This is a genomic window from Allobosea vaviloviae (assembly GCF_001298265.1).
GTDB classification, from domain to species: Bacteria; Pseudomonadota; Alphaproteobacteria; order Rhizobiales; family Beijerinckiaceae; genus Allobosea; species Allobosea vaviloviae_B.
In genome coordinates this window covers 58554-83038 of record NZ_LGSZ01000045.1, presented here as the reverse complement: position 1 = coordinate 83038, position 24485 = coordinate 58554, and the positions used below count along the sequence as shown (strand labels likewise).

Genomic DNA, 24485 nt, shown 5'->3' with positions numbered 1-24485 from the left:
CGCCATACGGATCTGGAGATTGATGATGAAATATTGCCTCGTCGTGGACGACTCCGCCGTGATCCGGAAGGTCGCCCGCCGGATCCTGGAGGGCTTGCAGTTCCGCATCGCGGAGGCCGAGGACGGCGCGCGCGCCATCGATGCCTGCAAGGGCGAGATGCCGGATGCGGTGCTGCTCGACTGGAACATGCCGATCATGGACGGCTACGACTTCCTGCGCACGCTGCGCCAGATGCCCGGCGGCAAGCGCCCCAAGGTCGTCTTCTGCACCACCGAGAACGACATCGCCCATATCGCCCGGGCCATGCATGCCGGCGCCGACGAGTACATCATGAAGCCGTTCGACAAGGAAATCGTCGCCTCGAAGTTCCACCAGGTCGGGTTGCTGTGAACGGGGCTGCGAGGCGCTCCGACGGCGCGCCTCACCAGCGCGGCCGGTTGCAGGGTTGAGATGGCAAGGCGGCGCAGTGGAATGAGTGACGCATGAGCAGATCCTTTCCGGCCAGCGCCGCGGGCGCCCAGAGGCACAAGACGGTCGTGATCGCCGACGATTCCGTCGTCGTGCGCGGCCTCTTCGCGCGCTGGCTCGGTGAAAGCGGACAGTTCCACGTCGTCGCGGTCGCCGGCGACGGCGAAACCGCAGTCGCCCATGCCGGTCGCTTCAAACCGGATGTGATGGTGCTCGATCTCGACATGCCCGGTGTCGATGGTGCGACGGCCCTGCCCCAGATCCTCAAGGAAAGCCCCCATACCGGCGTGCTGCTGGCGACGACATTGACCGAGCGCAACACCCGCATCGCACTGGAATGCATGACCAAGGGCGCGATGGGCGTGGTCTCCAAGCCCGACAGCCGCAGCGGCCTGACGCTGTCGCTGGATTTCCGCAGCGAGTTCCTGCTCAAGCTTGGTCATATCGCGGAGACCCGCATTCGCCCCGGCACCTTGCCGCCCGACATGGATCTCGATTTCGCACCGGCCGGCCCCACGAGCCTGCGCCAGCTCGTCTCGGTGGTTCCGCGCTATCTCGTCATCGGCGCGTCGACCGGCGGCCCCCGCGCCGTGGCCAAGGTGCTCTTCGACATCGGCGACGGCCTGCAGGACCTGACGACGATCGTGGTCCAGCACATGCCCCCGGTTTTCACCGCCTCTTTCGCCGAGCAGATCGCGAGCTATATCGGCGTGCCCGCGCGCGAACCCTTCGATGGCGAACGCCTCGGCCGCGGCACGATTTACGTCGCGCCCGGCGGCCGGCATCTGGGCATCGACCGGCGGCTCGGCCATATCGTGGCGCGGATCAGCGATTCTCCACCGGTACGGTTTTGCCGCCCGGCCGTCGATGTGCTGTTCAACGACGCCGCACGCCATCTCGGACCCGCCGCACTCGGCCTGGTGCTGACCGGCATGGGGACGGACGGCACGGAAGGCGCGGGCGCGCTGCGTCGCGCCGGTGCGGCCGTGATTGCCCAGGACGAGCAGTCGAGCACGATCTGGGGCATGCCCGGCTCGGTCGTTCGCGCACAGCACGCCAGTTCGATCATCGCGCTCGACGACATCGGCGCCGCCATCGGCGGCCTTGTCCGGTCATGGCCGCAGTGATGACTGACGCCGATTTCAACTTCCTGCGGCTGCTGCTGCATCTGCGCTCGGGCCTCGCGCTCAGCTTGGAAAAGCGCTACCTCGCGGAAAGCCGGCTCGGCATCCTGTGTCGGCGGCGCGGCATCGATAAGATCGGGCTGCTGGTCCAGCGACTGCGGCATGGCAACGAAATCGAGCTGGAGAATGCCGTCATCGAGGCGATGACGACGAACGAGACGCTGTTCTTCCGCGACCAGAGCCCCTTCGAACTTTTCCGCAATGTGATTCTGCCGGAAAAGCTGGCGTCAAATGCGGCTACCCGCACGCTGCGCATCTGGTGCGCCGCCGTCTCGACCGGCCAGGAGGCCTATTCGCTGGCGATGGTGCTCGACGAGATGGCAGCCCGGCTGTCGGGCTGGAAGGTCCAGATCATCGGCACCGACATCTCGACCGAGGTGCTCGAGCGGGCGCGGGCGGGCATCTACAACCAGTTCGAAATCCAGCGCGGGTTGCCGATCCAGATGCTGCTGCGGCATTTCCAGCAGAATGGCGACAAGTGGCAGGTCTCGGAGCGGCTGCGCGCCATGGTCGAGCTCCAGCAGCACAATCTGCTGGATCCGAGCAGCCATCTCGGCCAGTTCGACGTGATCTTCTGCCGCAACGTGCTGATCTATTTCGACGTACCGACCAAGACCAAGGTTCTGGCGGCCCTTGCCCCGCGACTGGCGCCGGATGGCGCGGTCGTTCTCGGTGCGGCCGAGACGGTCATCGGGATTTCCGCCGCCATCGTGCCCGACAAGCAGCATCGCGGCCTCTATCGCGATCACCGCTCCAGCCACGCCCAGGCGGCCAGCATATCCCTGCCGGTCCTGCCTCCCGCGGCCGTGGCACCGCTCCTGGCGAAGGTCAGCTCGCGGATTCGGGCCTGACGCAGGGCGCCCTGCATCGCTCCGGTCCTTTGGCCTCGGCTTGGCCCCCGTCACAAACAAAAACCCCGCCTCGCGGCGGGGTCCCCGTCAGCCTGTCGTGTACATCCGACGATCAGGCCGCTAGCTTTATCTCATCGGGACATGACCGCCTCGTGACGGTCGCCCGTGTCGTCTCAGGCGGGGATGCGTTGCTCTACCTCGGAGGGCTCGCGCAGCACATAGCCGCGGCCCCAGACCGTTTCGATGTAGTTCTTGCCGTCGGACGCATTCGCCAGCTTCTTGCGCAGCTTGCAGATGAACACGTCGATGATCTTGAGTTCGGGCTCGTCCATGCCGCCATAGAGGTGGTTGAGGAACATTTCTTTGGTCAGCGTCGTGCCCTTGCGGAGCGAGAGCAGCTCCAGCATCTGGTATTCCTTGCCGGTGAGGTGGACGCGGGCGGCATCGACTTCCACGGTCTTGGTGTCGAGGTTGACGACGAGATCGCCCGTCGTGATGACCGACTGGGCATGGCCCTTCGAGCGGCGCACGATGGCGTGGATGCGGGCGACGAGTTCGTCTTTGTGGAACGGCTTGGTCAGGTAGTCGTCGGCGCCGAAGCCCAGGCCCTTGACCTTGTCTTCGATGCCGGCGAGGCCCGACAGGATCAGGATCGGCGTCTTGACCTTGGCGACGCGGAGCGAGCGCAGCACCTCGTAGCCGGACATGTCGGGCAGGTTCAGGTCGAGCAGGATAATGTCGTAATCGTAGAGCTTGCCGAGATCGACGCCCTCTTCGCCGAGATCCGTCGTGTAGACGTTGAAGCTCTCGGATTTGAGCATCAGCTCGATCGACTGAGCGGTTGCGCTATCGTCCTCGATCAGCAGAACCCGCATGTCCACGTCCCCAATTTCGCCCGCAGGCAAGCCGACCTAAGCGATTCGCTCGAACCCGGACGGTCCTGAGCGATAAGGCGCTTGCCCTATGAAACCTCACGCGACACGCTACGGGCACAATGGTTAACAAACCGTGATTCCGGTGCGCAAGCGCTTCCTGGGAGAAAGACGACGATCCTTGTCGAGGTGAGTCGAATTTGACACGGATCGTTGAACTGTTCGCCCGCGAAATCGCCTTTTCGCGAAGACCACCCGCAAACCGGGCCCAAACGACCCGGCCTCGCAACGCAGCCTCAGAACACAGTGTTAATCACCCGTCTTAATGAACGGTAAACGAACCCAATCTGTTAGGATTGATTACGAAGCCGTTCATCAGTTTTCGCTTCGGACCTCGCATCCGCCATCAGGATCGAAAACGAGCGCCTTCACTGGGTTTTGCGGTGTTGACGCCGGCGGGTGCGGCGAAGCCGGCCCCGGCCTTGCCGTTGTGAGGCAAATCAGTGAGACGATGGCGGTGACGGGACGACGGAAGCATCGATGAACAGCGCCGCGCACGCCCAGGACAACCTCTCCAAGCTCGCCGCCACGATCGCCGGGCTCGACTCCACGACCGTCTACGGCCGCGTGATCGCCGTGCGCGGACTCCTGGTCGAGATCGCCGGCCCGATCGGCGCGATGAGCCTGGGCGGCCGCATCGAGATCGAGATCGCCCCGGGCAGCCGCGTTCCCTGCGAGGTCATCGGTTTTTCCGGCGAGAAGGCGCTGGTCATGCCCTATGGCGGGCTCGATGGCGTGCGTCGCGGCTGTCCGGCCTATGTCGACAAGGCGCAGCCCGGCATCAAGCCGACCTCGGCCTGGCTCGGCCGCGTCGTCGATGCGCTCGGCCGCCCCGTCGATGGCGGCCCGCCCTTGCCCCAGGGCGAGGCCCTCTTCACCTTTCGCAACGACCCGCCGCCGGCCCATTCGCGCCGCCGTGTCGGCCGGCCGCTCGATCTCGGCGTGCGCTCGCTCAACGCCTTCCTGACCTGCTGCCTCGGCCAGCGCATGGGCATCTTCGCAGGCTCCGGCGTCGGCAAGTCGGTGCTGCTCTCGATGCTGGCGCGCTACGCCCGCGCCGACGTCAACGTCATCGGCCTCGTCGGCGAGCGCGGCCGTGAGGTCCAGGAATTCCTCCAGGACGACCTCGGCCCCGAGGGCCTTGCGCGTTCCGTCGTCGTGGTCGCGACCTCCGACGAGCCGGCGCTGATGCGCAAGCAGGCCGCCATGACCACGCTGACGATCGCCGAGTATTTCCGCGACCAGGGGCTGCAGGTCATGTGCCTGATGGATTCGGTGACGCGCTTTGCCATGGCGATGCGCGAGATCGGCCTGGCGGCCGGCGAACCTCCGACGACCAAGGGCTATACCCCCACGGTCTTCGCCGAACTGCCGCGCCTGCTCGAGCGCGCCGGCCCCGGCGTCGGCGATGGCGCGATCACCGGCATCTTCACGGTGCTGGTCGATGGCGGCGATCATGACGAGCCCGTCGCCGACGCCGTGCGCGGCATCCTCGACGGCCATATCGTGATGGAGCGCTCCATCGCCGAGCGCGGCCGCTACCCCGCCATCAACATTCTCAAATCGGTCTCGCGCACCATGCCGCGCTCCTGCGACCCGAATTTCTACCCGGTCGTCCAGAAGGCCCGCGCGACGCTCGCGACCTATGCCGACATGGAGGAGCTGATTCGGCTTGGCGCCTACCGCCAGGGCGCCTCTGCCGAAGTCGACGAGGCCATCCGTCTCAATCCAGCCCTCGAAGGCTTCCTGAAGCAGGCCAAGGACGACGCGACCCCCCTGGCCGAATGCTATGCCAGGCTGGCCGCGATCATGGCGAGCTGATCCTCAAGGCCTTGCCAGAAGACGCATCAAGGCCAGCATGGCGAGAAGCGCGAAAACCTGGATCGCCGCTGAGCCGATCAGCGTCAGGTCGCGCCCGAAATGCTCGATCATCACCGCGAAGAGCAGAGGCGCGGCGGCGAAAGCGAGGTTCTGCGGCACGGTCAGCCTGCCCATCAGGGCACCGAAGCTGCCGCGGCCGAACAACGCCAGCGGCAGTGTCGCGCGCGCCACCGAAATGACGCCCATCGCCGCGCTGAAACAGATGACGAACCCGATGGCCGCGATCGGCGACCCCGGCGCCATCACCAGCAGGACACAGGACAGCGGCCCCAGCACCAGTCCGGCGAGCGCGGTCTGCTCGACCGGCAGCCGATCGCCGATCGTCGCATCGACCAGCCGCGCCAGCAGCGTCGCCGGCCCGCTGAGCGTGGCGATTCCGACAGCCTCGGCCTCGGCCATGCCGGAGGCCCTGAGCATGTCGATCAGATGCAGCGGCAAGCCCCAGGACACCAGACCGCTTGCCGAGAAGATCAGCGCGACGAGCCAGAATCCGACGCGCTGATGCGCGGGCGGCAGACGCGTGACCTCGGTCGCGGGAACGGGCGTCGCAGCGGCTGCGGCGGCAGGGAACCGACGGCGCGGGATCGCCGCATAGATCGGCAGGACGATGACGATCTGCATCGCGCCGAACAAGAACCAGGTCGCCCGCCAGCCCAGGGTGTCCGACAAAACGGCGGCCAGCGGCCAGAACACGGCCGAGGACAGCCCGGTGGCGAGCATCATCAGCCCGATGACGCGCCGCGTGCGCGGCCCCATCAGATGCGCGACGGTGACGCTGCCGACATTCGCCAGCGAGAAGGCGTGCCCGATGCCGATGACCACCCAGCTCGCGAGATAGCTGACCGGACCTTGCGCGCAGCCCAGAAGCGCCAGCCCCAGCGCGCAGGCGACAGCTCCGATGCACATCGAGGCACGTGTCCCCTCGCGGTCGAGATGGCGCCCGATCGCGGGCGCGAACGCGGCGCCCGTCACCAGCAGGACGGTGATGCCCGCAAAGACCGTCGTGACGTCGAGGCCGAGATCGCGCCGGATGTCGCGGGCCAGCACGGACAAGGCATAGAACGTCGAGCCCCAGCCGATGATGCGGGTGACGACGAGACCGCAGATCAGCAGCGCGTGTTCTGGCAGTCCATGGTCGGGGAGGCGCGGAAAGGCTGGCAAGGACGGGCTTCCACGGGGCAGGACGGCGCCGCCACCGCTAATAGCCACCTCCGTCGGCCTGCGTCAGCAGTCCGGGCGCGGGCGCGCCATGCGTCGAATGCGGCGGTTTTCGGTAAGGAACGGTCAACCTCCTTGCGCCATTGTGCTTTTTGTCTCGCGGTATGGAGTTGCGGGCGCGCGCCGAGGGGTCGGTGCATGCCCGATGCGTAATCAGGAGTTGGAAAACGACATGAAGTCGCGAGACACACTACTGCGTCTCAAGCGCTTCCAGGTGGACGAAAAGCGTCGCCGGGTAAGCCAGATCGAGATGATGATCGCGGATTTTCACCGCATGGCGACCGATCTGGACCGCGAGATCCAGAGCGAGGAATCCCGGGCCGGCATTTCCGACCCCGCCCATTTCGCCTATCCGACCTATGCCAAGGCGGCGCTCGGCCGCCGCGACAACCTGCGCCAGTCTGCCGACAATCTCAAAGGCCAGCTCGACGAGGCCAAGGCCGAATTGCAGGAAGCCTTCGAGGACATGAAGAAGGTCGAGATCCTCGACGACCGCGAAAAGGCGACCGAGCGCGCCGCCGAAGCCGCCCGCGACCAGGCAATGATGGACTCGATTGGCCTGCGCCCCAGGGCGTGAATGGCGTTTGAGGTTGTGATTTTGAAAGGCCCGCCGGGATGTCCGGCGGGCTTTTTTATGCGCTGCGGGTGTCAATCATCGATTTTTCGGACTCGGCTCTCGTCTTGGAGCGGTGGCATCGCGCGTCGTTCGGTTCGCGGTTGGCGAACAGGCGAGAAGAGCCAGACAAGGCAGCTCACAAGGGCGACAGCCAACGCGAGCAATACCAGGCTCAACCACCAGAATTCTGGATACTGACGGGCCAAGTTTGCGAGAGTGATGCCCGACACAACGCTCACGGCGAGAGCGGCACGGGGGTATCGCCTGATAAGATTATTCATGGTGCGTAAATCCCGCGCGCGTCACAGCTTCCGCCCCCTACCCGATCACCGGATGATGCGGGACACAGTCGTGCGCCATCTTCCCACCCAACCGTGGATCGTCATCGACCTCCACACCCCGCTTGAACACCGTGAACCCCGAGCGCTGGTAGAACTCCGGCGCGCCCTGATGGTCGAGCGTGCAGGTGTGGACCCAGAAGCGCGCGATCGGCTTCGCCCAGGCCAGCGCCAGCGCCCGGTTCATCAGCCAGCGCCCGGCGCCCTGCCCCACCACCGCCTCGTCGAGCCCGAAGAAGGCGAGCTCCGCCTCGCCTGCCACGCGGAAATCCAGTTCCAGCAGGCCCATATCGGCGCCCTCGCGGCGCACCATGTAGGTCTCGACGCCCCTGTCGGCCAGGATCGCCGCGACCTCCGCCGCCGGCTTCACCAACCGGCTGAACCACATCCAGCGCTCTCCCAGCCGCCTGTACATGGCGAGATAGCGGTCGAGCTGGTCTCCGCCGATCCGCTCTAGCGAGAACGCCTCCAGCCCCGGCGGATCGGGCCGCACCGGAGGCCGCGCCAGCATCTCCAGCGAGGTGACGATGGCCGCGATCTTGCCGGGCGGGAGGTCAGTGGTGCCGGTGAGGCTGATGGTCAGGGTCTGGGTCATGTCGGCCTGGGCAGTGGAACGTGGATCGGGGTCCAGCCGGATTCAGCTGGCGCCCTGCCGCGATCATGACATGATCGGGGCGGAGACATCACCTCATGACGACGCGGCATCATCGGGCGGGATCAAGCTGGCGCGGCCTCGCGCTGGCGCGGCTCGTCCTGGCGCTCGGCGTCATGCTGCTCGCGGTGCTGCCGCATGCGACGCTCGCCGCTTCGGCATGGCACACCCCGCTCACGAACCCGGCTGTCGCCGCGTCGCCCGCGCACCACACCCATGGCGAGGCGGCCCCCTGCCACGAACAATCCGCGCCGTCCGGCGAGGCGCAGGCGTCGGGCCCCTCCTGCTGCATTCTCGGTTGCGGGCTGCTTGGCCAGGCGCCCGCACTCCCCGTCCACGCCCTGGCGACGGTGTGGCGGACCCTGACGCCGAGCCCGGTCGCATCACGCGCCGCATTGAGCCCCGAGCCGGCAGAGCGTCCGCCGCGCCCCGCAGCGGCCTGACCGACGCCTTTTTCCGATTTTGCTTCGAGAGGTCGGCGCCGCCCGGCGTGATGCCGGCCGCCATCTCCAGCCATCACAAGGACAACCCATGACACGTTTCGTTTCCGCAGGCTTCGCGCTCGGCCTCTTCAGTGCCCTCGCGCTGGCTGGCCCCACCCTCGCCCAGCAGCATCAGGGCCACGGCGCGCCGGCTGCCAAGACCGCCGACAGCGCCGCGACCACCGCCTACAAGGCCGCGAACATGAAGATGCACAAGGACATGGACATCGCCTTTACCGGCGATGCCGATGCCGATTTCGTGCGCGGCATGATCCCGCATCACCAGGGCGCCATCGACATGGCCAGGGTCATGCTCGCCCATGGCAAGGACCCGGAGCTGAAGAAGCTGGCGACGGGCATCATCGCCGACCAGGAGAAGGAAATCGCAATAATGCGCGACTGGCTGAAAAAGAACGGCAAATAGCCGGGCGACCCCGGGCAGGCGGCGGCGACGCCGCTTGCCCTTGTGTCGGCCCGCTGGCACACAGGCGGCGGCACACGCCGCGCCGTCCTTACCCCAAGCCTCCTCGCAGCCAGCGGGTTTCATGAAACGCTATCTCGATTATCTCTGGCCGATCATCGGACTCGTCGCGGTCGTCTGGTCGGTCGACCTGCTCTGGGACAAGCTCAAGGCGGAGGCCGGCACCGACGCCGCCATTGAGGCTCTGCTCGAACAGGGCAGCTTCTGGGACAATCTGCGCATCGTCGCCACGCGCATCGGCCAGAAGATCGCGGTCATCCCGACGGAGGCCTTCTTCCATGCCGCGCTTGCGACCCTCGTCGCCTATGCCGCGCTGGCCTGGTACGACCGCATCGCCCTGATCCATATCGGCAAGGAGAAGGGCATCTCCTGGTTCTACATCGCGGTCTGCTCCTTCGTGACCTATGCGCTGTCGCACAATATCGGCGCCTCGGTGTTCTCCGGCGGCATGGTGCGCTACCGCGCCTATACGGCGAAGGGGCTGACGGCGGCCGATGTCGCTGTGCTCGTGGCGCTCTGCTCCTTCACCTTCGCCTTCGGCACCATTCTGCTGATGGGCCTGGTGCTGCTCTACGAACCCGAGATCCTGCGCCCGCTCGGGCGGCTGTCGAGCCGTTTCACGATCGGCGACGGCGCGGCACGGCTCATCGGCGTCGGCATGCTCGCGTTCGTGGCGCTCTACACGATCGGCTCCTGGCTCAAGTTCAAGCCGTTCAGGATCGGCAAGTTCGAGGTCATCTATCCGCGCCTGCCGATCGTCGCCCGGCAATATCTCGCCGCTCCGCTGGAGCTCGCGGGCGCCGCCGGCATCATCTATTTCGCCCTGCCCGAGCAGGGAAACCCCGGCTTCATGATCGTGCTTGGCGCCTTCCTCCTGTCGTTCTCGGCCGGGCTTCTCAGCCAGGTTCCGGGCGGCGTCGGCGTCATGGAGGCGGTTTTTCTGGCGGTGATGCCGGGCATGCCGGCGCCGGCCGTCTTCGCCGCGCTGCTGATCTGGCGGCTGTTCTACCTGATCCTGCCGCTGGTGATTTCGCTGCCGGTGGTGCTGGCCTTCGAACGCGCCCAGCTCAAGCGCAACACCCGCATCGCGCCGCCGCCCTGAGCGGTTTCAGCGCCTGAGCGCGATCGCCGCCGCTCCGAACATCAGCAGCGCTCCGAACCCTTCGGCCCAGCCGAACGGCTCCCCCAGCACGACGACGCCGGCAGCGACCGCGATCACTGGGCTGACGAAGGCATAGAGCCCCGCTCGGAACGCGCCCCAGTCGCGCAGCAGCCGCAGATAGACCGTGTACCCCACCAGCGATCCGGCCGCGACGATGAAGGCGAGAGCCTGCCCCGTGGGCCAGGAGACCAGCGCCGCGAGATGGCCCGGCGTCACAGGCTCGATCATCAGCGACAGCGCTACGAGCCCGATCGCCCCTATGGTCGACTGCCAGCCGGCCAGCGTCAGTGTCGGGATCGCGGGTGCGATCGCGCGGGTCAGCACGGCGCCGGTGCAGTAGGACAGCGTCCCCAACGCCACGGAAGCGAGACCCCAGAGTTCGAGCGGGTCGCGGCCTCCCACACCCAGTCCACCGCCGGCCCGCGTCCAGAACAGGAAGCACAAGCCCAGCAGACCGAGCGCGACCGCAGCGATCTTCCGGCGTGTGATGGCGGTCCCTTCGACCAGCCGGCTTGCCAGCAGTGACCAGATCGGGATCGACGAGAGATTGACGATGGCAGCCAGCCCCGTCGGCGCATGGGCCGTTCCCCAGAACACCAGGGCGTAGCAGGCGGTGTTCACCAGCATCGCAGTGCCCAGAAGACGCCACCGAGCGGCAGCCGGCACGCGCAGGGCGTCACGCCCGGCCCAGGCCAGCAGCAGCGGGCCGGCGATGACGAAACGGGCGGCGGCGAAGAAGATCGGGGGCACATGCTCCGCCGCGATCTTCACCGGCAGGAAGGTGAGCCCCCAGACGAGGCACATGGCGGCGAAGAAGAGGGCGTTTGTCGACATGCGGCCGGCTTAGCGGCCTTCCGAATAGCTGACCATTGCGCGACCGTCATTGCTCACCCGTGGAAAAGGGCGGCGGCTAGCGTCACACCGTCCCGACCGTCTTCAACCGCGCGCGGGGATGGATCTCGGCCTGCGACAGAACCGGTGTCTCGCGGCGGAAGCGCTCGATGATCTGGCGCACGAAGGGCCGTGCCATGCCTGACGTCACGAGCGCCGGCATTTCGCCGATGCGGGCCGCATCCTCGAACTTGTCGCGAACCTGATGCACGAACTCCTGCAGTCGCGAGGGCTGCATGGCGAGATGACGCTCCTCGCCCTGGCCGACGATCGATTCGGCGAAGACGCTCTCCCAGGCCGGCGAGAGGGTGATGATCGGCAGCAGGCCATTCCCGTTCGAGAACTGGGCGCAGATCTGGCGGGCGAGCCGCATGCGGACATGCTCGGCGATGTCGCGCGGATTCTTGATGCCGCCCGCAACCTCCGCGATGCCTTCGATGATGGTGGCGAGATCGCGGATCGAAACGCGCTCGGAGAGCAGGAGTTGCAGCACGCGCTGGATGCCGGTCGTCGAGATCTGGCTCGGCACGATCTCCTTGACCAGATCGGCATGGTCCTTGGGCAGTTCGCGCAGCAGCTTCTGAACCTCGCCATGCGAGAGCAGCTCCGGCATGTGCGATTTCAGCACCTCGGTGAGATGCGTCGAGATCACGGTCGCCGCATCGACCACGGTGAAGCCGCGCAGCTGCGCCTCGTCCTGCAGCGCGGCGTCGATCCAGGTGGCGGGCAGGCCGAAGGTTGGCTCCAGCACATTGTGCCCGGGCAGGTTCACGCTGCCGCCCATCGGATCCATCGCCATGTACTGGCCGGCATAGACGATGCCGTGGCCCGCATCGATCTCCTTGATCTTGATGTAGTAATGGTTCGCCTCGAGCTGGACGTTGTCGACGATGCGGACGGCCGGCATGACGAAGCCGAGTTCGGCGGCAAGCTGACGCCGCAGCGCCCGGACCTGGTCGGTCAGGCGATCCTGCCCTCCGGTCGAATTCACCAGCGGCAGCAGGCCATAGCCGATCTCGATCTTGAGCTCGTCGAGCTTGAGCAGGTCGTTGAGCGTCTCTTCCTTGGGCGTGCCGTCCGCCGCCAGTGGCGAGGCCGCCTGGGCGGCATCCGCGACCGCGATCTCCTTCGCCTTGGCAAGCCGCCCGAAATGCCGCGCCAGCCACGCCGAACCGCCCGCCAGGATCAGGAAGGGCAGCATCGGGATGCCCGGCAGGATCGCGATCAGCAGCATCACCGCCGCCGACATGCCCAGCGCCTTCGGATAGCCCGAGAGCTGCTTGCCGAGCGCCTTGTCGGCGGCGCCGCGCACGCCGGATTTCGAGACGAGCAGGCCCGCCGCCGTCGAGACGATGAGCGCCGGGATCTGGCTGACGAGACCGTCGCCGACAGTCAGCGTCGTATAGTTATGCGCCGCCGCGCCGAAGCTCATGCCCTGCTGGGCGACGCCGATGATGATGCCGCCGAGCACATTGATGAAGGTGATCAGCAAGGCAGCGATCGCGTCGCCGCGCACGAACTTGGACGCGCCGTCCATCGAACCGAAGAAGTTCGCCTCGTCCTCCAGCGCCTTGCGCCGGACCTTGGCGACGTCCTGGTCGATCAGCCCCGCCCCGAGATCGGCATCGATCGCCATCTGCTTGCCTGGCATCGCGTCGAGCGCAAACCGCGCGGCGACTTCGGCGATACGGCCCGAACCCTTGGTGATGACGACGAAATTCACGATGATCAGGATGGTGAAGACGATCACCCCGATCACGAAATTGCCGCCCATCACGAAATTGGCGAAGGCCTCGATGACATGGCCGGCCGCCGCGCCGCCCTCATGCCCATGCGCCAGGATCAGGCGCGTCGACGCCATGTTGAGCGCCAGCCGGAACATCGTGACGATCAGCAGCACGGTGGGGAAGGCCGAGAACTCCAGCGGCTCCTCGATGAAGAGCGCGGTCATCAGCACGAGCACCGACAGGATGATCGAGAGCGCCAGAAGCAGGTCGAGCAGCAGCGCCGGCAGCGGGAAGATGAGCACCACGAGGATGCCCATGACGCCGATCGCCAGGAACAGATCGGGGCGATTGAGGAGCTTCCCCATCGCCCCGCGGCTCATGTCGAAGCCGCCGCCCGTCCCTGCCGTCACATCGGTCATCGACCAGCCCGCTCCCTGCGCGACAAACCATGCGCAACCCGGCAATTCTTGCCGGGCTCATGGTGAACGAGTGGTTAAGATCATCGGAAAATCCGACGCGGGAACCCTTTCCTGAACAGGCCGTTATTGAATGGCCGTCCTACCGCCGCATTCGGCCTGTCCCCTGGCCGCGTGGGGATCATCGGTTCCAAGAACCGGAAATACTGGAGAATGACTTTGGATAGACGTTCCTTCGTGATGAGCATCTTTGGTGGCATGGCCGCCGCGAGCCTGGGCGGCATCGCCCTGTCCCAGGCGGCCGAGCCGCAGGGTCCGGCCCACCTCCCGGTCAAGGCCGGGGATATCGACGCGGCCACCAAGGCCGGCCTCGACAAGGCCGATGCCGAATTCAACCAGGTCGTGGTGCGCGAGCGCGTCATTCGCAGGCGCGGTCCCTATGGCCGCCCGGTCGTTCGCGAACGCGTCATCGTGCGTCGTCGCCCGCGCGCCTATTACCGCCGTCGTGGCCCGGTCGTGCGTCGGCGCGTGATCATCCGCTGATCGACGATGGCGGAGGCGGCTGAGGCCGCCTCCGCTTTTCCCCGCAACAGGCAATTCTCTGGCGGCTGACGATCGGCGCCAACGGTGTATCCGGCATGGCAGAGCCCGCTCCCACGATCGCCGACCCCCCAGCCGTCATCGCGACAGATGTGCCTGCCCGGCTGGATCGCCTGCGCTGGTCGCGTTTTCATACGCTCGTGGTGGTCGCTCTCGGCGTCACCTGGATCCTCGACGGGCTCGAGGTCACGCTCGCGGGCTCGCTCTCGGGTGCGCTGAAGGACAGCCCCTCGCTGCGCTTCACCAACACGCAGATCGGCATGGCTGGCGCCGCCTATATCGCTGGGGCCGTCCTCGGGGCCTTGTTCTTCGGCTGGCTGACGGATCGCCTCGGCCGCAAGAAGCTCTTCACCATCACCGTTCTGGTCTATCTCGCCGCGACCGCCGGCACGGCGTTCTCCTGGAATTTCTGGAGCTTCGTGGCTTTCCGATTCCTGACCGGCATGGGCATCGGTGGCGAATACACCGCGATCAACGCGACGATCCAGGAACTGGTCCCGGCCCGCGTGCGTGGTTGGGTCGATCTTGTGATCAACGGCTCGTTCTGGATCGGTGCCGCCATCGGCGCGGTCGGCGCGATCGTCCTGCTTGATCCGGCCGTAATAGACCCCGAACTGGGCTGGCGGCTTGCCTTCTTCATCGGCGCGGCCCTGGGGCTCGTCGTCCTGATCCTGCGGCAATGGATCCCCGAGAGCCCGCGCTGGCTGATCAGCCATGGTCGCGCGGACGAGGCCATGGCCATCGTCGCCGCGATCGAGGCCCGTGCCGGCGTGACCTGGAGCGCCGACGAGAACCTGCCCCTGACACATCTGCGCCCGCGCGCGGTCACGCCTCTCGGCGAGGTCTTCCGTGCCCTCTTCGTCACGCATCGGCAGCGCGCGCTCGTCGGCCTCTCGCTGATGGTGGCGCAGGCCTTCTTCTACAACGCGATCTTCTTCACCTACGCGCTGATCCTGACGGATTTCTACCATGTCCCGTCACAGGCCATCGGCTGGTTCATCCTGCCCTTCGCGGCGGGCAATTTTCTGGGTCCGCTCATCCTCGGCCGGTTCTTCGACACGCTCGGGCGTCGCACCATGATCGCGGCAACCTACGCACTGTCGGGACTGCTGCTGACGGGAACGGGCTATCTCTTCTGGCGCGACGTGCTGACCGCCCAGCAGCTCACTCTCTGCTGGAGCGTGGTGTTCTTTTTCGCCTCGGCGGCGGCGAGCTCCGCCTATCTGACGGTCAGCGAGACCTTTCCTGTCGAGATGCGGGCGTTGGCGATCGCGGCCTTCTATGCGGTCGGGACGGGAGCCGGCGGCGTCGCCGGACCCTGGCTCTTCGGCATGCTGATCGATACCGGCTCACGCGGCAGCGTCTTCGCCGGTTATCTGTTGGGTGCCGTGCTGATGCTGGCCGCCGCGGTGATCGCAGCCCGCTACGCCGTCCGCGCCGAGCGCCAGCCGCTTGAAAGCGTCGCCCGCCCCCTCAATGCTGCCGATGCGCATTCGGGCCAGTAGCCTTGCGGCCCGGACGGACAGGACCGCGCCGCCCATCGGTCGTCATGAGCAGACAGGACTCGCGCCTTAGCCATAAACCGACGAAAGCACCGATGGAACAAAGCATCATTTAAATGCATTACCCCTCACCCGCATTTTCCCCGTATGAAGGCATTGGAAGATGCGGATGATAACAGCCTCGGAGGATGCCGTGGATAGACGCTCATTCATCATGACACTGATCGGCGGCATGGCCGCCGCCAGCCTGGGCGGCGTAGCTGCCGTTGAGGCAGCCCAGCCCAAGGCGGTTCCCGGGCCCGCTCCGGCGCCCGTGCCGGCTCGCGAAGAAGAGGCGGTGACCGCAGAGGTCAAGGACGCGCTCGACAAGACCGACACGGAGTTCAGCCAGTATTATTATTACCGTCGGCGCCCCCGCTATTACGCCCGGCCGCGCTACTATGCGCGTCCGCGCTATTATGCCCGGCCGCGGTACTATGCCCGGCCGCGCTACCGTCGGCGCTTCTACTACTGAGGTGCCCTGCCCGGTCAGAGCGCGTTGATGCGCGCCTGACCCGGCTCAGCCACAACGATCCCGGCGGACGTGTACTCGCTGAGCTTATTGCGCAGCGTGCGGATCGAGATGCCGAGGATCTTGGCCGCATGCGTGCGGTTGCCCAGGCAGTGGTCGAGCGTGTCGAGGATCAGCTCGCGCTCGACATCGGCCACGGTATGGCCGACGAGCGAACGCGTGACAGCCTCGGCGGTCTGGACCGCCCGCGCGGCTGTGTCACGCGAGCCGGCGGGACCCAGCGTCTCGCCTTCCGGCGTCATCACCGCTTCGGCACCGATCTCGGCGCCCTTGGCGAGCAGGACGGCGCGGTGGATCGTGTTTTCGAGCTCGCGCACATTGCCGCGCCAGGCATTGCCTAGCAGAATCCTGCGTGCGTCCGCCGCGATCGGACGCAGCGGCATGCCGTTGATCTCGGCATATTTGCGCGCGAAGTGGTCTGCCAGCGCGACGATGTCGCCGGGACGCTCGCGTAGCGCCGGCAGCCGCAGATGCACCACGTTGAGCCGGTAGAACAAATCCTCGCGGAACGAGCCTTCGCGGACGGCATCGCCGAGATTGCGGTTCGAGGTCGCGATGATCCGCAGATCGACCTTGACCGGCTGAGTGCCCCCGACGCGGTCGATCATCCGCTCCTGCAACGCGCGCAGCAGCTTGGCCTGGAGGCGGACGTCCATCTCCGAGATTTCGTCGAGCAGCAGCGTGCCGCCATTGGCCTCCTCGAACTTGCCGATTCGGCGTGCGATGGCGCCTGTGAACGCGCCCTTCTCATGGCCGAACAGCTCGGATTCGAGCAGGTTGTCGGGTATGGCCGCACAGTTGACGGCCACGAACGGCTTGTCCTTGCGCAGCGACTTTTGATGCAGGTGACGCGCGATGACCTCCTTGCCGGTGCCGCTTTCGCCGGTCACCAGCACCGGCGCATCCGACCGGGCGATCTGCGAGGCGAGAAGCACCACCCGCTCCATGGCGGGGTCCTTCCAGATCAGGCTCGACTGGTCGGCCGCGACCGCTTCCAGAACGGCCGCGATCAGCTCAGGGTCGGGTGGCAGTGGCACATATTCCCGCGCGCCTGCCTGGATGGCGGCAACGGCGGCGCGCGCATCCGTCGAGGTGCCGCATGCGACGATCGGCGTGCGGATGCGCTCGGCCTCGAGTGCAGCGACGAATTGCCCGACCGGAAGCGTCACCTCGACCATCAACAGGTCTGCGCCCTTGGCCCGCAGCACGGCGAGCGTCTGTTCCAGGCTCTCGGTATGGGTCACGTTGGCGCCATGGGCGATCGCGATCTTCGCGGCCGCGATGAGCTGTCCCTTGAGACCACCGGCAATAATGAGGCGCATGGCTCAGGCCTTTCTGCGTGAATGCGTGACGGGGCGGCCGGAGATCACCGGTCGGCCTTGATAATTTCTGTCATGGTGACACCGAGCCGGTCCTCGACCACGACGACCTCGCCACGCGCCACCAGACGCTCGTTGACGAAGATGTCGATCGCCTCGCCGACGCGTCGGTCGAGCTCGATCACGGCGCCGGGCACGATCTGGAGCAGGTCGCCGATCGCGATCTTGGAGGAGCCGAGCACCGCCGAGACGTTGACGGGAACGTCGAAGACCTGCTCGAGATCCTCTGCCGTCTTGACAGGGATTGGCCCGGACCGTGCGACCGACGAGTTGTCATGGTCGAAGGACAGGTCGGCCGGGTTCAGCGGCGGCAGGTTGAGGTCGGTGTCCGCGCTCATCGGTCGTCCTTACTCTTTCGGGGCGCGGAAGCCGGGGAAGGCGGTTGCGACCGCCTGCTCCACCAGCCGCGACAGCCGTTCCGACTCGATGACGAAACCGCCATCGGCCCATTCGATTCGTCCGTCGCCAGGCGCGATGTCGGGTTCACCCAGCACGACCAGGCGTCCGGCGAAGCCGGTTTCCTGCGCCAGCCGCTTGACCAGGGCTTCCGCCGCCTCCACGGCGCCGTCATTGACCCGCATGACGAGGTGCGGCGCCATGCGCGCATGGGCGAGACATTCGCGCAAGCCCTGCTCCAATGCCGCCATCGGCCGCTCCGCCAGCGCCACGCCCGCGAATGCCCTGGCCGCGACGAGGGCGACATAAGCGGCCTGCGCCTCGACCTCGGCGGCATGCGCCGCTTCCTGACCCACCAGACGTTCGGCGGCGCGCGCCAGTTGCGCGACCAGACCGTTGAGCTGGCTCTCGGCCTCCATGCGGCCTTGTTCGCGGCCCGCGCTGAAGCCTTCGGCTCGTGCGGCCGCGACATCGGCCTCGCCCGCAGCCCGTCGCCCACCCTCGCGGAAATCGGTGCCGAACGTGAATTTCGTGGCGCCGCTCATCATCAGTAGACCAACTCGTCTTCCGCATTGCCCTTGGATAGGACGATTTCGCCCTTGTCGGCCAGCTCCTTGGTGAGGGTGACCAGCTTGGTCTGCGCCTCGTCGACTTCCTTGAGACGCAGCGGCCCGAGGCCCTGAATGTCGTCCTGCATGTTCTTGACGGCGCGCTGCGACATGGCGGTGAAGAAGAACTCCCGCATCGGCTCGCTGGCCCCCTTCAGCGCCCGCGTCAGCGTGTCCTTGTCGGCCTGGCGCATCAGCGTCTGCAGCCCGGCAGGGTCGAGTTTGCCCAGATCCTCGAAGGTGAACATCAGGGCCCGGATGCGCGAGGCCGATTCCTGGTTGGACGCGTCGAGCGCGGAGAGGAAGCGCATCTCGGTCTGGCGATCGAAGCCGTTGAAGATTTCGGCCATCATCTCGTGCGGGTCGCGGCGGCGGGTCTGGGTCAGGGTCGCCACGAATTCGGTGCGCAACGTGTTCTCGATGTGGTCGAGGGCTTCCTTCTGCACCGATTCCAGCCGCAGCATCCGGCCGACAACCTCGATCGAGAGGTCGTTGGGCAGATTGCGCAGCACATTGGCCGCATGCTCGGGCCGGATCTTCGAGAGGATGACCGCGATCGTCTGCGGATATTCGTTCTTGAGGAAGTTGGCGAGCACGACGGCGTCGATATTGCCGAGCTTCTGCCACATGTTGCGGCCTGCCGGGCCGCGGATTTCCTCCATGATCATGGCGACCTGATCGGTCGGCAGGATCTTTTCGAGCAGCGAGATGGTGCGGTCGAAGGAGCCGGTCACGGCACCCGCGCTCGACAGCTTGCCGACGAAGTCCAGCATCAGGCGCTCGACTTCGTCGGCGTCGACCGTGCCGAGCTCCGCCATCGCCCGGGTGATGATCCGGATTTCCTCGTCGTCGAACTCCGACCAGATCGTCTTGCCGTGCTCCTCGCCGAGCACGAGCAGGATCACCGCCGCCCGCTGCGGGCCCGTCATGTCCGCAACGGTGGTGACGCCGATGCCGCCGCCCTCGATAGCGCCGTCGTCGCTGAGGCCCCCGTTTCGCGTCGCGAGGGATCGTGCTTCAGCCATGGCTCAATGACCCCTCATGCCAGGGACTTCTCATGAATCCAGGTCCGCAGCACCGCGACGCTGTCGGCCGGGTTCTGCGAAACCATGTTGCCGATCTTCTCGACCGACTGGGCCTTGAGCTGGCCCTTGATCTGGGCCACGGCCAGCATGCGGTCTGAATGGGGAGACTCGACGTCGATGGGCATGCCGCCGGCGGCCGTCAGCGATCGCTGACCGGCCGGATCGCCGGTCGTCTCGACCGGGACCATCGCGCCGCCGCGCATGAAGGCCGGCAAGGCCCTCGCGACGCCGGCTTCGGGCGCGAGAACCTGTTTGAGCAGCGGCCGCACCACGACCATCAGCACGATCAGCGTCAGCAGCGAAATGACGCCGAGCTCGGCGAAGCGGACCAGATCCTCCTTGGTGAAGGAGAGGAGCTGCTGCACCAGGCTCTGCTCGACAAGATCGGTCACCGCCGGAGGAGCTTCGGCGAAGCGCAGATTGACGACTTCGATCTTGTCGCCGCGGCCGTCGTCGAAACCGACCGCCGAGCGGACCAGCTGGCCGATGCGCTCGAGGTCCTCGTTGCTGCGGGGCTGATAGCTGACATCGCCATTGGGGCTGCGCGTGTAAGTGCCGTCGACCAGCACGGCGACCGAGAGCTTCTTGACCCGGCCGCCTTCCAGAACTTCGGTGCGGGTCGTGCGCGAAATCTCGTAGTTGACGACCTCCTCGTTCTTCTGCGTGGCGTCCTTCGGAGCCGCGCCGCCCTGGCCCTGCTGGGCGCCCGGCAGCTCATTGCCCACGGTCACGGCGCCCCCGCCTTCCGAGGTCGTCGAGGCTTCGGTGCGGTTCTGGCTGGAACGGACGACCCGGCTTTCGGGATCGAAGGTTTCAGAGCGGCTCTCGATGCGGTTGCTGTCGAGCGCCGCCGACACCTGCACCCTCGCCCGGCCGTGGCCGACGATGCTGGCGACGATGTCCTCGATCTGGTTCTTGAGCCGTTTCTCGATTCCGACCTGCCGTTCCTCGATGCCGAGGCCGGCAATGCCATTATCGCCCTGCGCGCCGTCGGCCAGCAGCCGCCCACGCTCGTCGACAATTGAGACGCGCTCCGGCTTGAGGCCGTCGACGGCCGAGGCGACGAGATGGCGCACGGCCCGGACCTGGGCTGCATCGAGCTCGCCCGCCAGCTTCAGCGCGATCGAGGCCCGCGGCGGCTCGCGGTCACGCTCGAACAGGCGCTTCTCCGGGATGACGAGGTGCACCCGCGCCGCCTGGACCCGGCTGATCGACCTGATGGTGCGCGACAACTCGCCTTCCAGCGCGCGCAGATGATTGATGTTCTGGACGAAGCTCGTCGAGGAGAAGGCGTCGCCCTTGTCGAAGATCTCGTAGCCGACACCGCCGCCGGCAGGGATGCCCTTGCTTGCGAGGTCGAGCCTCAGGCGCGGGACGTCGGCCTTGGCGACGAGCACGGTCTGACCGTCGCCGCGCAGCTCATACTTCACATTGCGGGTGTCGAGGTCCTTGAGGATCGCGCTGACGTCTTGCTGCGAAAGATCGGAGAACAGCACGCCCATGGCAGGCTGGGACACCTTCAGCATGACGAAGCCGAAGAAGCCGACGAGCCCGAGCGTCACCGCGAGCATGGCCGCCAGGCGTGCCGCTCCGAATCTCGAGAACTGTTCGACGATGCCGCTCACGCCGCTATCCGTTCACAAAGCCATCGTGGCCGCGCCTGGAAGCGGGCTCACTAGGCAAGTTTTTCCCGGTGCGTGGTTAGCGCCCGGTTAATTTTTGCCGGATCGATCGAAGATTGTCGGCGGAGGATGCCCGCGACGGGCGCTGGGCGTGACCCAAAGCGGCCGCCCACGCAATCTCGCATCTGCGAATGAAAATTCGCAATGCAGCAATGAAAACAGATGGTTATGCGGCTTGGGGAATCTGTCCATAATGCGGAAGAGTGATGCGGAGTTGTGTTGCGTGCGGCAACATGGGGGCGCAACCTGGGAGGACAGGATGCTGATCTGGACTGCAATCTTCTGGCTTGGCTGCGCGGCGGTGTTTCTCGATTTGGTCGAGCGCGCGCCGGCCGTGGAATGAAAACGAGCAGCCGGCGTCTGGCGACAGGGAGGTCCGCCAGGCTGTTCGTGCTGCAAGCCTGCGCAAGATGCGGGGACAACACGCATCGAGACAGGTCCTGATGGACCGACTGGACGGGCCCGCTTCGGCGGGCTTTTTTTCTGTCCGCAGCCAGCGCACCGGCAATGCCGCAGCCGAAACGACGAAGGCGCCGCTCCCGAGGGAGCGACGCCTTGAACAGGAAAGTGACGCGCGCTTACTGGCGGTAGTGCTGGATGCGGGTGGTGCGAAGACCGGCCAGCCCGTGTTGATCGATCGACATCTGCCAGCTCAGGAATTCATCGACCGTCAGCGTGTAGCGCTGGCAGGCCTCCTCGAGGCTGAGCAGACCGCCGCGCACGGCGGCGACGACCTCCGCCTTGCGCCGGATCACCCAGCGGCGGGGATTCATCGGCGGGAGATCGGCGATCGTCAGCGGACTGCCGTCCGGCCCGATCACATACTTCACCCGCGGTCGCAAAGGCTCGGTCATGGTACACTCACACAACTCAACAGAGCTACTTGTGCTGAGCATAGGCCTGCCGCTTTAAGAATTGCCTAAGGCGAAGATGGTGGCTTTCCGCATCTTTGATTCGCGGGTCAGCTCTTGCGGACGACGCTCTTGACCTGGTCGATCGGTACGCTGATGGAGCCGATCTTGAGGGTTGGGATCGAGCCGGAGAAGTCGACTCCATCGACGACGCCGCTGATCTTCGTCGTGGCCGTTATCGCCGCACCGGCCGTGTCCTTGGCATCGATCGTGATCGTGTATTCGCCGGCCGGCGCTTTTTGTGCGGTCGACGTCGTGCCGTCCCATTGATAGGTCTGGTCGCCGGCCACGAGGCTCTTGGTCTGCGTCTGCACGACGCTTCCCTTGGAATCCTTGATCGTGATCGTCGCGGTACCGCCGCGGGGAACGTTGACCTGCCACTCGGCCTTGTCGTTTTCCAGGCGCGTCGTCGCGCCATCTGCGGTGATGGTCGAGCCGATGAAGCCCACCGCGCTGGTCGCCGTGCCGGCCGAATTCAGGCTGAGCAGCGATGTCAGCGTCTCATTGGTCTTGAGCTGCTGCTCGACGCCGGCGAACTGCACGAGCTGCGAGGTGAACTGGTTGGTGTCGAGCGGATCGAGCGGTGACTGGTTCCTGAGCTGCGTCGTCAGCAGCGTCAGGAACTGATCGAAGTTGTTGGCGATCGCGGCGCCGCCAGAGGCCGTGCTCGTGCTGCTCGTCGACGAGCTGCTGCTGCTCGTCGATGCGGTGCTGCTGCTGGTGCTGGAGACGGCCATGGCGCTCCTCCTTCGGTCAGATGCTGAGATCCACGCCGCCCAGCCGCACGAAGCGGCGGGCAGGCGCGGGCTGTGTTGCAATCGAGGCGGCGTCGCCGGTCTCGGAACCATTGGCGAAGACGCGCGCGCGCTGCGGCGCCTCATCCTGCTGCCGGTTCTGGCGGAAGCCCGACTGGTCGGATGGATCGCGAAGGGTGATGTCGACGCCGGCATCGGACGGTTTCAGGCCCGCCTGCTCGAAAGCACGCTCGAGCGTACGTGCATCCCGCTGCAGCAGATGCAGCGTCTCGACGCGGTCGACGACGAGGCGCGCCGTGACCTCTCCCGTGTCGGAAATCGAGAGATTGACATCGACCCGGCCAAGTTCTCCCGGGTCAAGCCGGATGTCGAACTGGCGCGCGCCGGCGAGCGCCCTGAGACCGATCTCGATCGGCAGCACATGCAGCGGGGTCGGCGGGCTGGCGCTCGCGTCCTCGGCCTGTGGGGCAGCTGAGGCCTGTGGGGCGAGTTGCTCAGGGCCCGTGAGAATCCGAAGCGGCTCGACCCTGTTGCCACCCTGCTGGCCCAAGGCCGACAGGTCGATCAAATTTGGAGCCTGCTGGAGGGAATCGGCCGGTCTGGGATCGGCGGGGCCGGATGCTTGTGCCGCCGCAGGGCCCTGCGCCTGTGTAAGAGCCTGTAACTCCGCGAGCTTGTCGCCAACCTCGGGCGCAGCGTCGGATTTTGCAGCTTGGTCGGCGCCGACGGGCAATGGCAGCGTCTGGGCAGGGCTGGAGACGCCAGCCTTGGATGCCCGCGGGCTGCCCGCCACCGCCACCGCGGATGCATCAGCAGCAGCGGCGGATGGGTTTGCGCCAGCGGCCAGCGCTGCCGCGGCCTCGCGCCTCGCCAGCAGCGGCTGCGCGGTGGTGGACCCGGCCTTGCCGGACAAGAGATCCTCCTCCCCGGCTGTCTCGCTGGGGGCCCCGGCGGCAAGCTCGGTCGGCAGGGTCGGAACGGGAACAGGCGGCGCCAGCACGACCGCCGGCGTGACGAGCGTGTTGGCAACGGCAACGCCATCGGCCTTCGGTTCCGTGGCAGCGCCGGCCTCGGCCGGTTCGCCTTCGGGCTTCTCAACCTTGGCTTCTCCGGTCTTGGCTTCGCCGGCCTCACCCCCCTTCGCGGGCTGGTTGTCGGCCTGCGCGGCAATCGCGATGCTGACCAGCGCCGCAATATCGAGGTTCGGCGCTGCCGCCTGCGCGACCGGCACGGCTTCGGCAGCCTTGCCCGCCTCGGCTGCCGGTGCCTTCGCGCCGGTCTCGGCGGCTGCCGCCTGGACGGCAGGCTTGGCAGCGGAATCGGATGGTGTCTCGGAGGCGGTGGCAGCCGCCTCGTCGGTGGCGCGGCGTGCGTCCCCTGCCTCGCGGCGCACATCCCCCGAAGCCCGGCGTGCGTCACCAGCGTCCCGGCGTGCGTCTGCAGCATCGCGGCGCGTCTCGCTGGCGTCGCTCACCGTCTCGCTGCGGCTGTCGCGGGCAGACGCGGCGGCCTGCTGCGAGGGCTCCTCCCGCGGCAGGACGAAGCTCTCCCGCTGGCCCCCGACGTCCCGTTCGGGCGCAGGCCTGCGCTGAACCAAGGGCTCGGCAAACGAGGAACTCGACACTGACTGAATCGACATCGGTTGATCCGCAACAGGGGCACAGAACGCCCCAACCGCTGTTCAGCAAATGCCAAG

Annotated in this window: 24 protein-coding genes; 11 read left to right on the top strand and 13 right to left on the bottom strand. The window is 66.5% G+C overall.

The window, feature by feature from the left end; translation table 11 throughout:
• Positions 1 to 25: 25 nt before the first annotated feature.
• From AE618_RS14400 to AE618_RS14390, 3 genes are all read left to right on the top strand, one after another.
• Positions 26 to 391, top strand: a complete 366-nt coding sequence (locus AE618_RS14400) for a response regulator (RefSeq protein WP_043237911.1) — start codon at positions 26 to 28, stop codon at positions 389 to 391.
• A 92-nt stretch (positions 392 to 483) separates the two neighbouring features.
• The gene (gene cheB / locus AE618_RS14395) at positions 484 to 1596 is read left to right on the top strand and encodes a chemotaxis-specific protein-glutamate methyltransferase CheB (protein WP_054209759.1); all 1113 of its coding nucleotides are present in this window, start codon (positions 484 to 486) and stop codon (positions 1594 to 1596) included.
• Complete coding sequence (locus AE618_RS14390) at positions 1596 to 2504, top strand: CheR family methyltransferase (RefSeq protein ID WP_054209841.1); 909 nt, start codon at positions 1596 to 1598, stop codon at positions 2502 to 2504. Before cheB ends, AE618_RS14390 begins: the two co-directional genes overlap by 1 nt.
• 173 nt (positions 2505 to 2677) lie before the next feature.
• On the opposite strand, the gene ctrA is transcribed toward AE618_RS14390, so the two are convergent.
• Positions 2678 to 3379, bottom strand: coding sequence for a response regulator transcription factor CtrA (gene ctrA, locus AE618_RS14385; RefSeq protein WP_054209758.1), 702 nt, complete (start codon positions 3377 to 3379; stop codon positions 2678 to 2680).
• A 537-nt stretch (positions 3380 to 3916) separates the two neighbouring features.
• On the opposite strand from ctrA, the gene fliI reads away from it, so the two are divergent.
• Positions 3917 to 5257, top strand: coding sequence for a flagellar protein export ATPase FliI (fliI, locus tag AE618_RS14380; RefSeq protein WP_054209757.1), 1341 nt, complete (start codon positions 3917 to 3919; stop codon positions 5255 to 5257).
• 3 nt (positions 5258 to 5260) lie between these two features.
• Here fliI and AE618_RS14375 read toward each other — a convergent pair whose 3' ends face one another.
• Complete coding sequence (locus AE618_RS14375) at positions 5261 to 6478, bottom strand: MFS transporter (RefSeq protein WP_054209756.1); 1218 nt, start codon at positions 6476 to 6478, stop codon at positions 5261 to 5263.
• Between the two features lie 229 nt (positions 6479 to 6707).
• Between AE618_RS14375 and fliJ the strand changes: the two genes are divergently transcribed.
• Positions 6708 to 7112: a flagellar export protein FliJ gene (gene fliJ / locus AE618_RS14370; RefSeq protein ID WP_054209755.1), complete on the top strand. Its 405-nt coding sequence runs from the start codon at positions 6708 to 6710 to the stop codon at positions 7110 to 7112.
• Positions 7113 to 7469: 357 nt separating this feature from the next.
• On the opposite strand, the gene AE618_RS14360 is transcribed toward fliJ, so the two are convergent.
• The gene (locus AE618_RS14360) at positions 7470 to 8084 is read right to left on the bottom strand and encodes a GNAT family N-acetyltransferase (RefSeq protein ID WP_054209753.1); all 615 of its coding nucleotides are present in this window, start codon (positions 8082 to 8084) and stop codon (positions 7470 to 7472) included.
• Positions 8085 to 8179: 95 nt separating this feature from the next.
• Between AE618_RS14360 and AE618_RS14355 the strand changes: the two genes are divergently transcribed.
• The 3 genes from AE618_RS14355 (at position 8180) to AE618_RS14345 (ending at position 10206) form a co-directional block, all read left to right on the top strand.
• Complete coding sequence (locus AE618_RS14355; RefSeq protein WP_054209752.1) at positions 8180 to 8584, top strand: hypothetical protein; 405 nt, start codon at positions 8180 to 8182, stop codon at positions 8582 to 8584.
• An 88-nt stretch (positions 8585 to 8672) separates the two neighbouring features.
• On the top strand, positions 8673 to 9047 hold the full coding sequence (copM, locus tag AE618_RS14350; RefSeq protein WP_054209751.1) for a CopM family metallochaperone: 375 nt from the start codon (positions 8673 to 8675) through the stop codon (positions 9045 to 9047).
• Between the two features lie 121 nt (positions 9048 to 9168).
• Positions 9169 to 10206, top strand: coding sequence for a lysylphosphatidylglycerol synthase transmembrane domain-containing protein (locus AE618_RS14345; RefSeq protein WP_054209750.1), 1038 nt, complete (start codon positions 9169 to 9171; stop codon positions 10204 to 10206).
• Positions 10207 to 10212: 6 nt separating this feature from the next.
• Here AE618_RS14345 and AE618_RS14340 read toward each other — a convergent pair whose 3' ends face one another.
• Both AE618_RS14340 and flhA read right to left on the bottom strand, forming a co-directional pair.
• Positions 10213 to 11100: a DMT family transporter gene (locus tag AE618_RS14340; protein WP_054209749.1), complete on the bottom strand. Its 888-nt coding sequence runs from the start codon at positions 11098 to 11100 to the stop codon at positions 10213 to 10215.
• 82 nt (positions 11101 to 11182) lie between these two features.
• Entirely contained in the window at positions 11183 to 13264 is a 2082-nt protein-coding gene (gene flhA / locus AE618_RS14335; RefSeq protein WP_248310884.1) for a flagellar biosynthesis protein FlhA, read from the bottom strand.
• A 276-nt stretch (positions 13265 to 13540) separates the two neighbouring features.
• Between flhA and AE618_RS14330 the strand changes: the two genes are divergently transcribed.
• The 3 genes from AE618_RS14330 to AE618_RS14320 all read left to right on the top strand — a co-directional run bounded on the left by AE618_RS14330 (position 13541) and on the right by AE618_RS14320 (position 15916).
• A complete protein-coding gene (locus AE618_RS14330) occupies positions 13541 to 13843 on the top strand; it encodes a hypothetical protein (protein WP_054209747.1) in 303 nt (100 codons plus the stop codon).
• Positions 13844 to 13938: 95 nt separating this feature from the next.
• The gene (locus AE618_RS14325; protein WP_054209746.1) at positions 13939 to 15405 is read left to right on the top strand and encodes an MFS transporter; all 1467 of its coding nucleotides are present in this window, start codon (positions 13939 to 13941) and stop codon (positions 15403 to 15405) included.
• A gap of 190 nt (positions 15406 to 15595) precedes the next feature.
• A complete protein-coding gene (locus AE618_RS14320; RefSeq protein WP_156330275.1) occupies positions 15596 to 15916 on the top strand; it encodes a hypothetical protein in 321 nt (106 codons plus the stop codon).
• A gap of 14 nt (positions 15917 to 15930) precedes the next feature.
• Here AE618_RS14320 and flbD read toward each other — a convergent pair whose 3' ends face one another.
• The 8 genes from flbD to AE618_RS14280 all read right to left on the bottom strand — a co-directional run bounded on the left by flbD (position 15931) and on the right by AE618_RS14280 (position 24428).
• Positions 15931 to 17295: a sigma-54-dependent transcriptional regulator FlbD gene (gene flbD / locus AE618_RS14315; protein ID WP_054209744.1), complete on the bottom strand. Its 1365-nt coding sequence runs from the start codon at positions 17293 to 17295 to the stop codon at positions 15931 to 15933.
• 44 nt (positions 17296 to 17339) lie between these two features.
• Positions 17340 to 17690 (bottom strand): flagellar motor switch protein FliN, encoded by a 351-nt coding sequence (fliN, locus tag AE618_RS14310; protein ID WP_054209743.1) that lies wholly within the window; start codon positions 17688 to 17690, stop codon positions 17340 to 17342.
• 9 nt (positions 17691 to 17699) lie between these two features.
• The gene (locus AE618_RS14305; RefSeq protein WP_054209742.1) at positions 17700 to 18296 is read right to left on the bottom strand and encodes a FliH/SctL family protein; all 597 of its coding nucleotides are present in this window, start codon (positions 18294 to 18296) and stop codon (positions 17700 to 17702) included.
• On the bottom strand, positions 18296 to 19381 hold the full coding sequence (fliG, locus tag AE618_RS14300) for a flagellar motor switch protein FliG (protein WP_082365269.1): 1086 nt from the start codon (positions 19379 to 19381) through the stop codon (positions 18296 to 18298). Before fliG ends, AE618_RS14305 begins: the two co-directional genes overlap by 1 nt.
• A gap of 14 nt (positions 19382 to 19395) precedes the next feature.
• Entirely contained in the window at positions 19396 to 21066 is a 1671-nt protein-coding gene (gene fliF, locus AE618_RS14295) for a flagellar basal-body MS-ring/collar protein FliF (RefSeq protein WP_082365268.1), read from the bottom strand.
• Positions 21067 to 21701: 635 nt separating this feature from the next.
• A complete protein-coding gene (locus AE618_RS14290; RefSeq protein WP_054209741.1) occupies positions 21702 to 21977 on the bottom strand; it encodes a DUF1153 domain-containing protein in 276 nt (91 codons plus the stop codon).
• Positions 21978 to 22084: 107 nt separating this feature from the next.
• The gene (locus tag AE618_RS14285) at positions 22085 to 22771 is read right to left on the bottom strand and encodes a flagellar hook assembly protein FlgD (RefSeq protein WP_054209740.1); all 687 of its coding nucleotides are present in this window, start codon (positions 22769 to 22771) and stop codon (positions 22085 to 22087) included.
• Between the two features lie 16 nt (positions 22772 to 22787).
• On the bottom strand, positions 22788 to 24428 hold the full coding sequence (locus tag AE618_RS14280) for a flagellar hook-length control protein FliK (RefSeq protein ID WP_054209739.1): 1641 nt from the start codon (positions 24426 to 24428) through the stop codon (positions 22788 to 22790).
• Positions 24429 to 24485 lie beyond the last annotated feature (57 nt).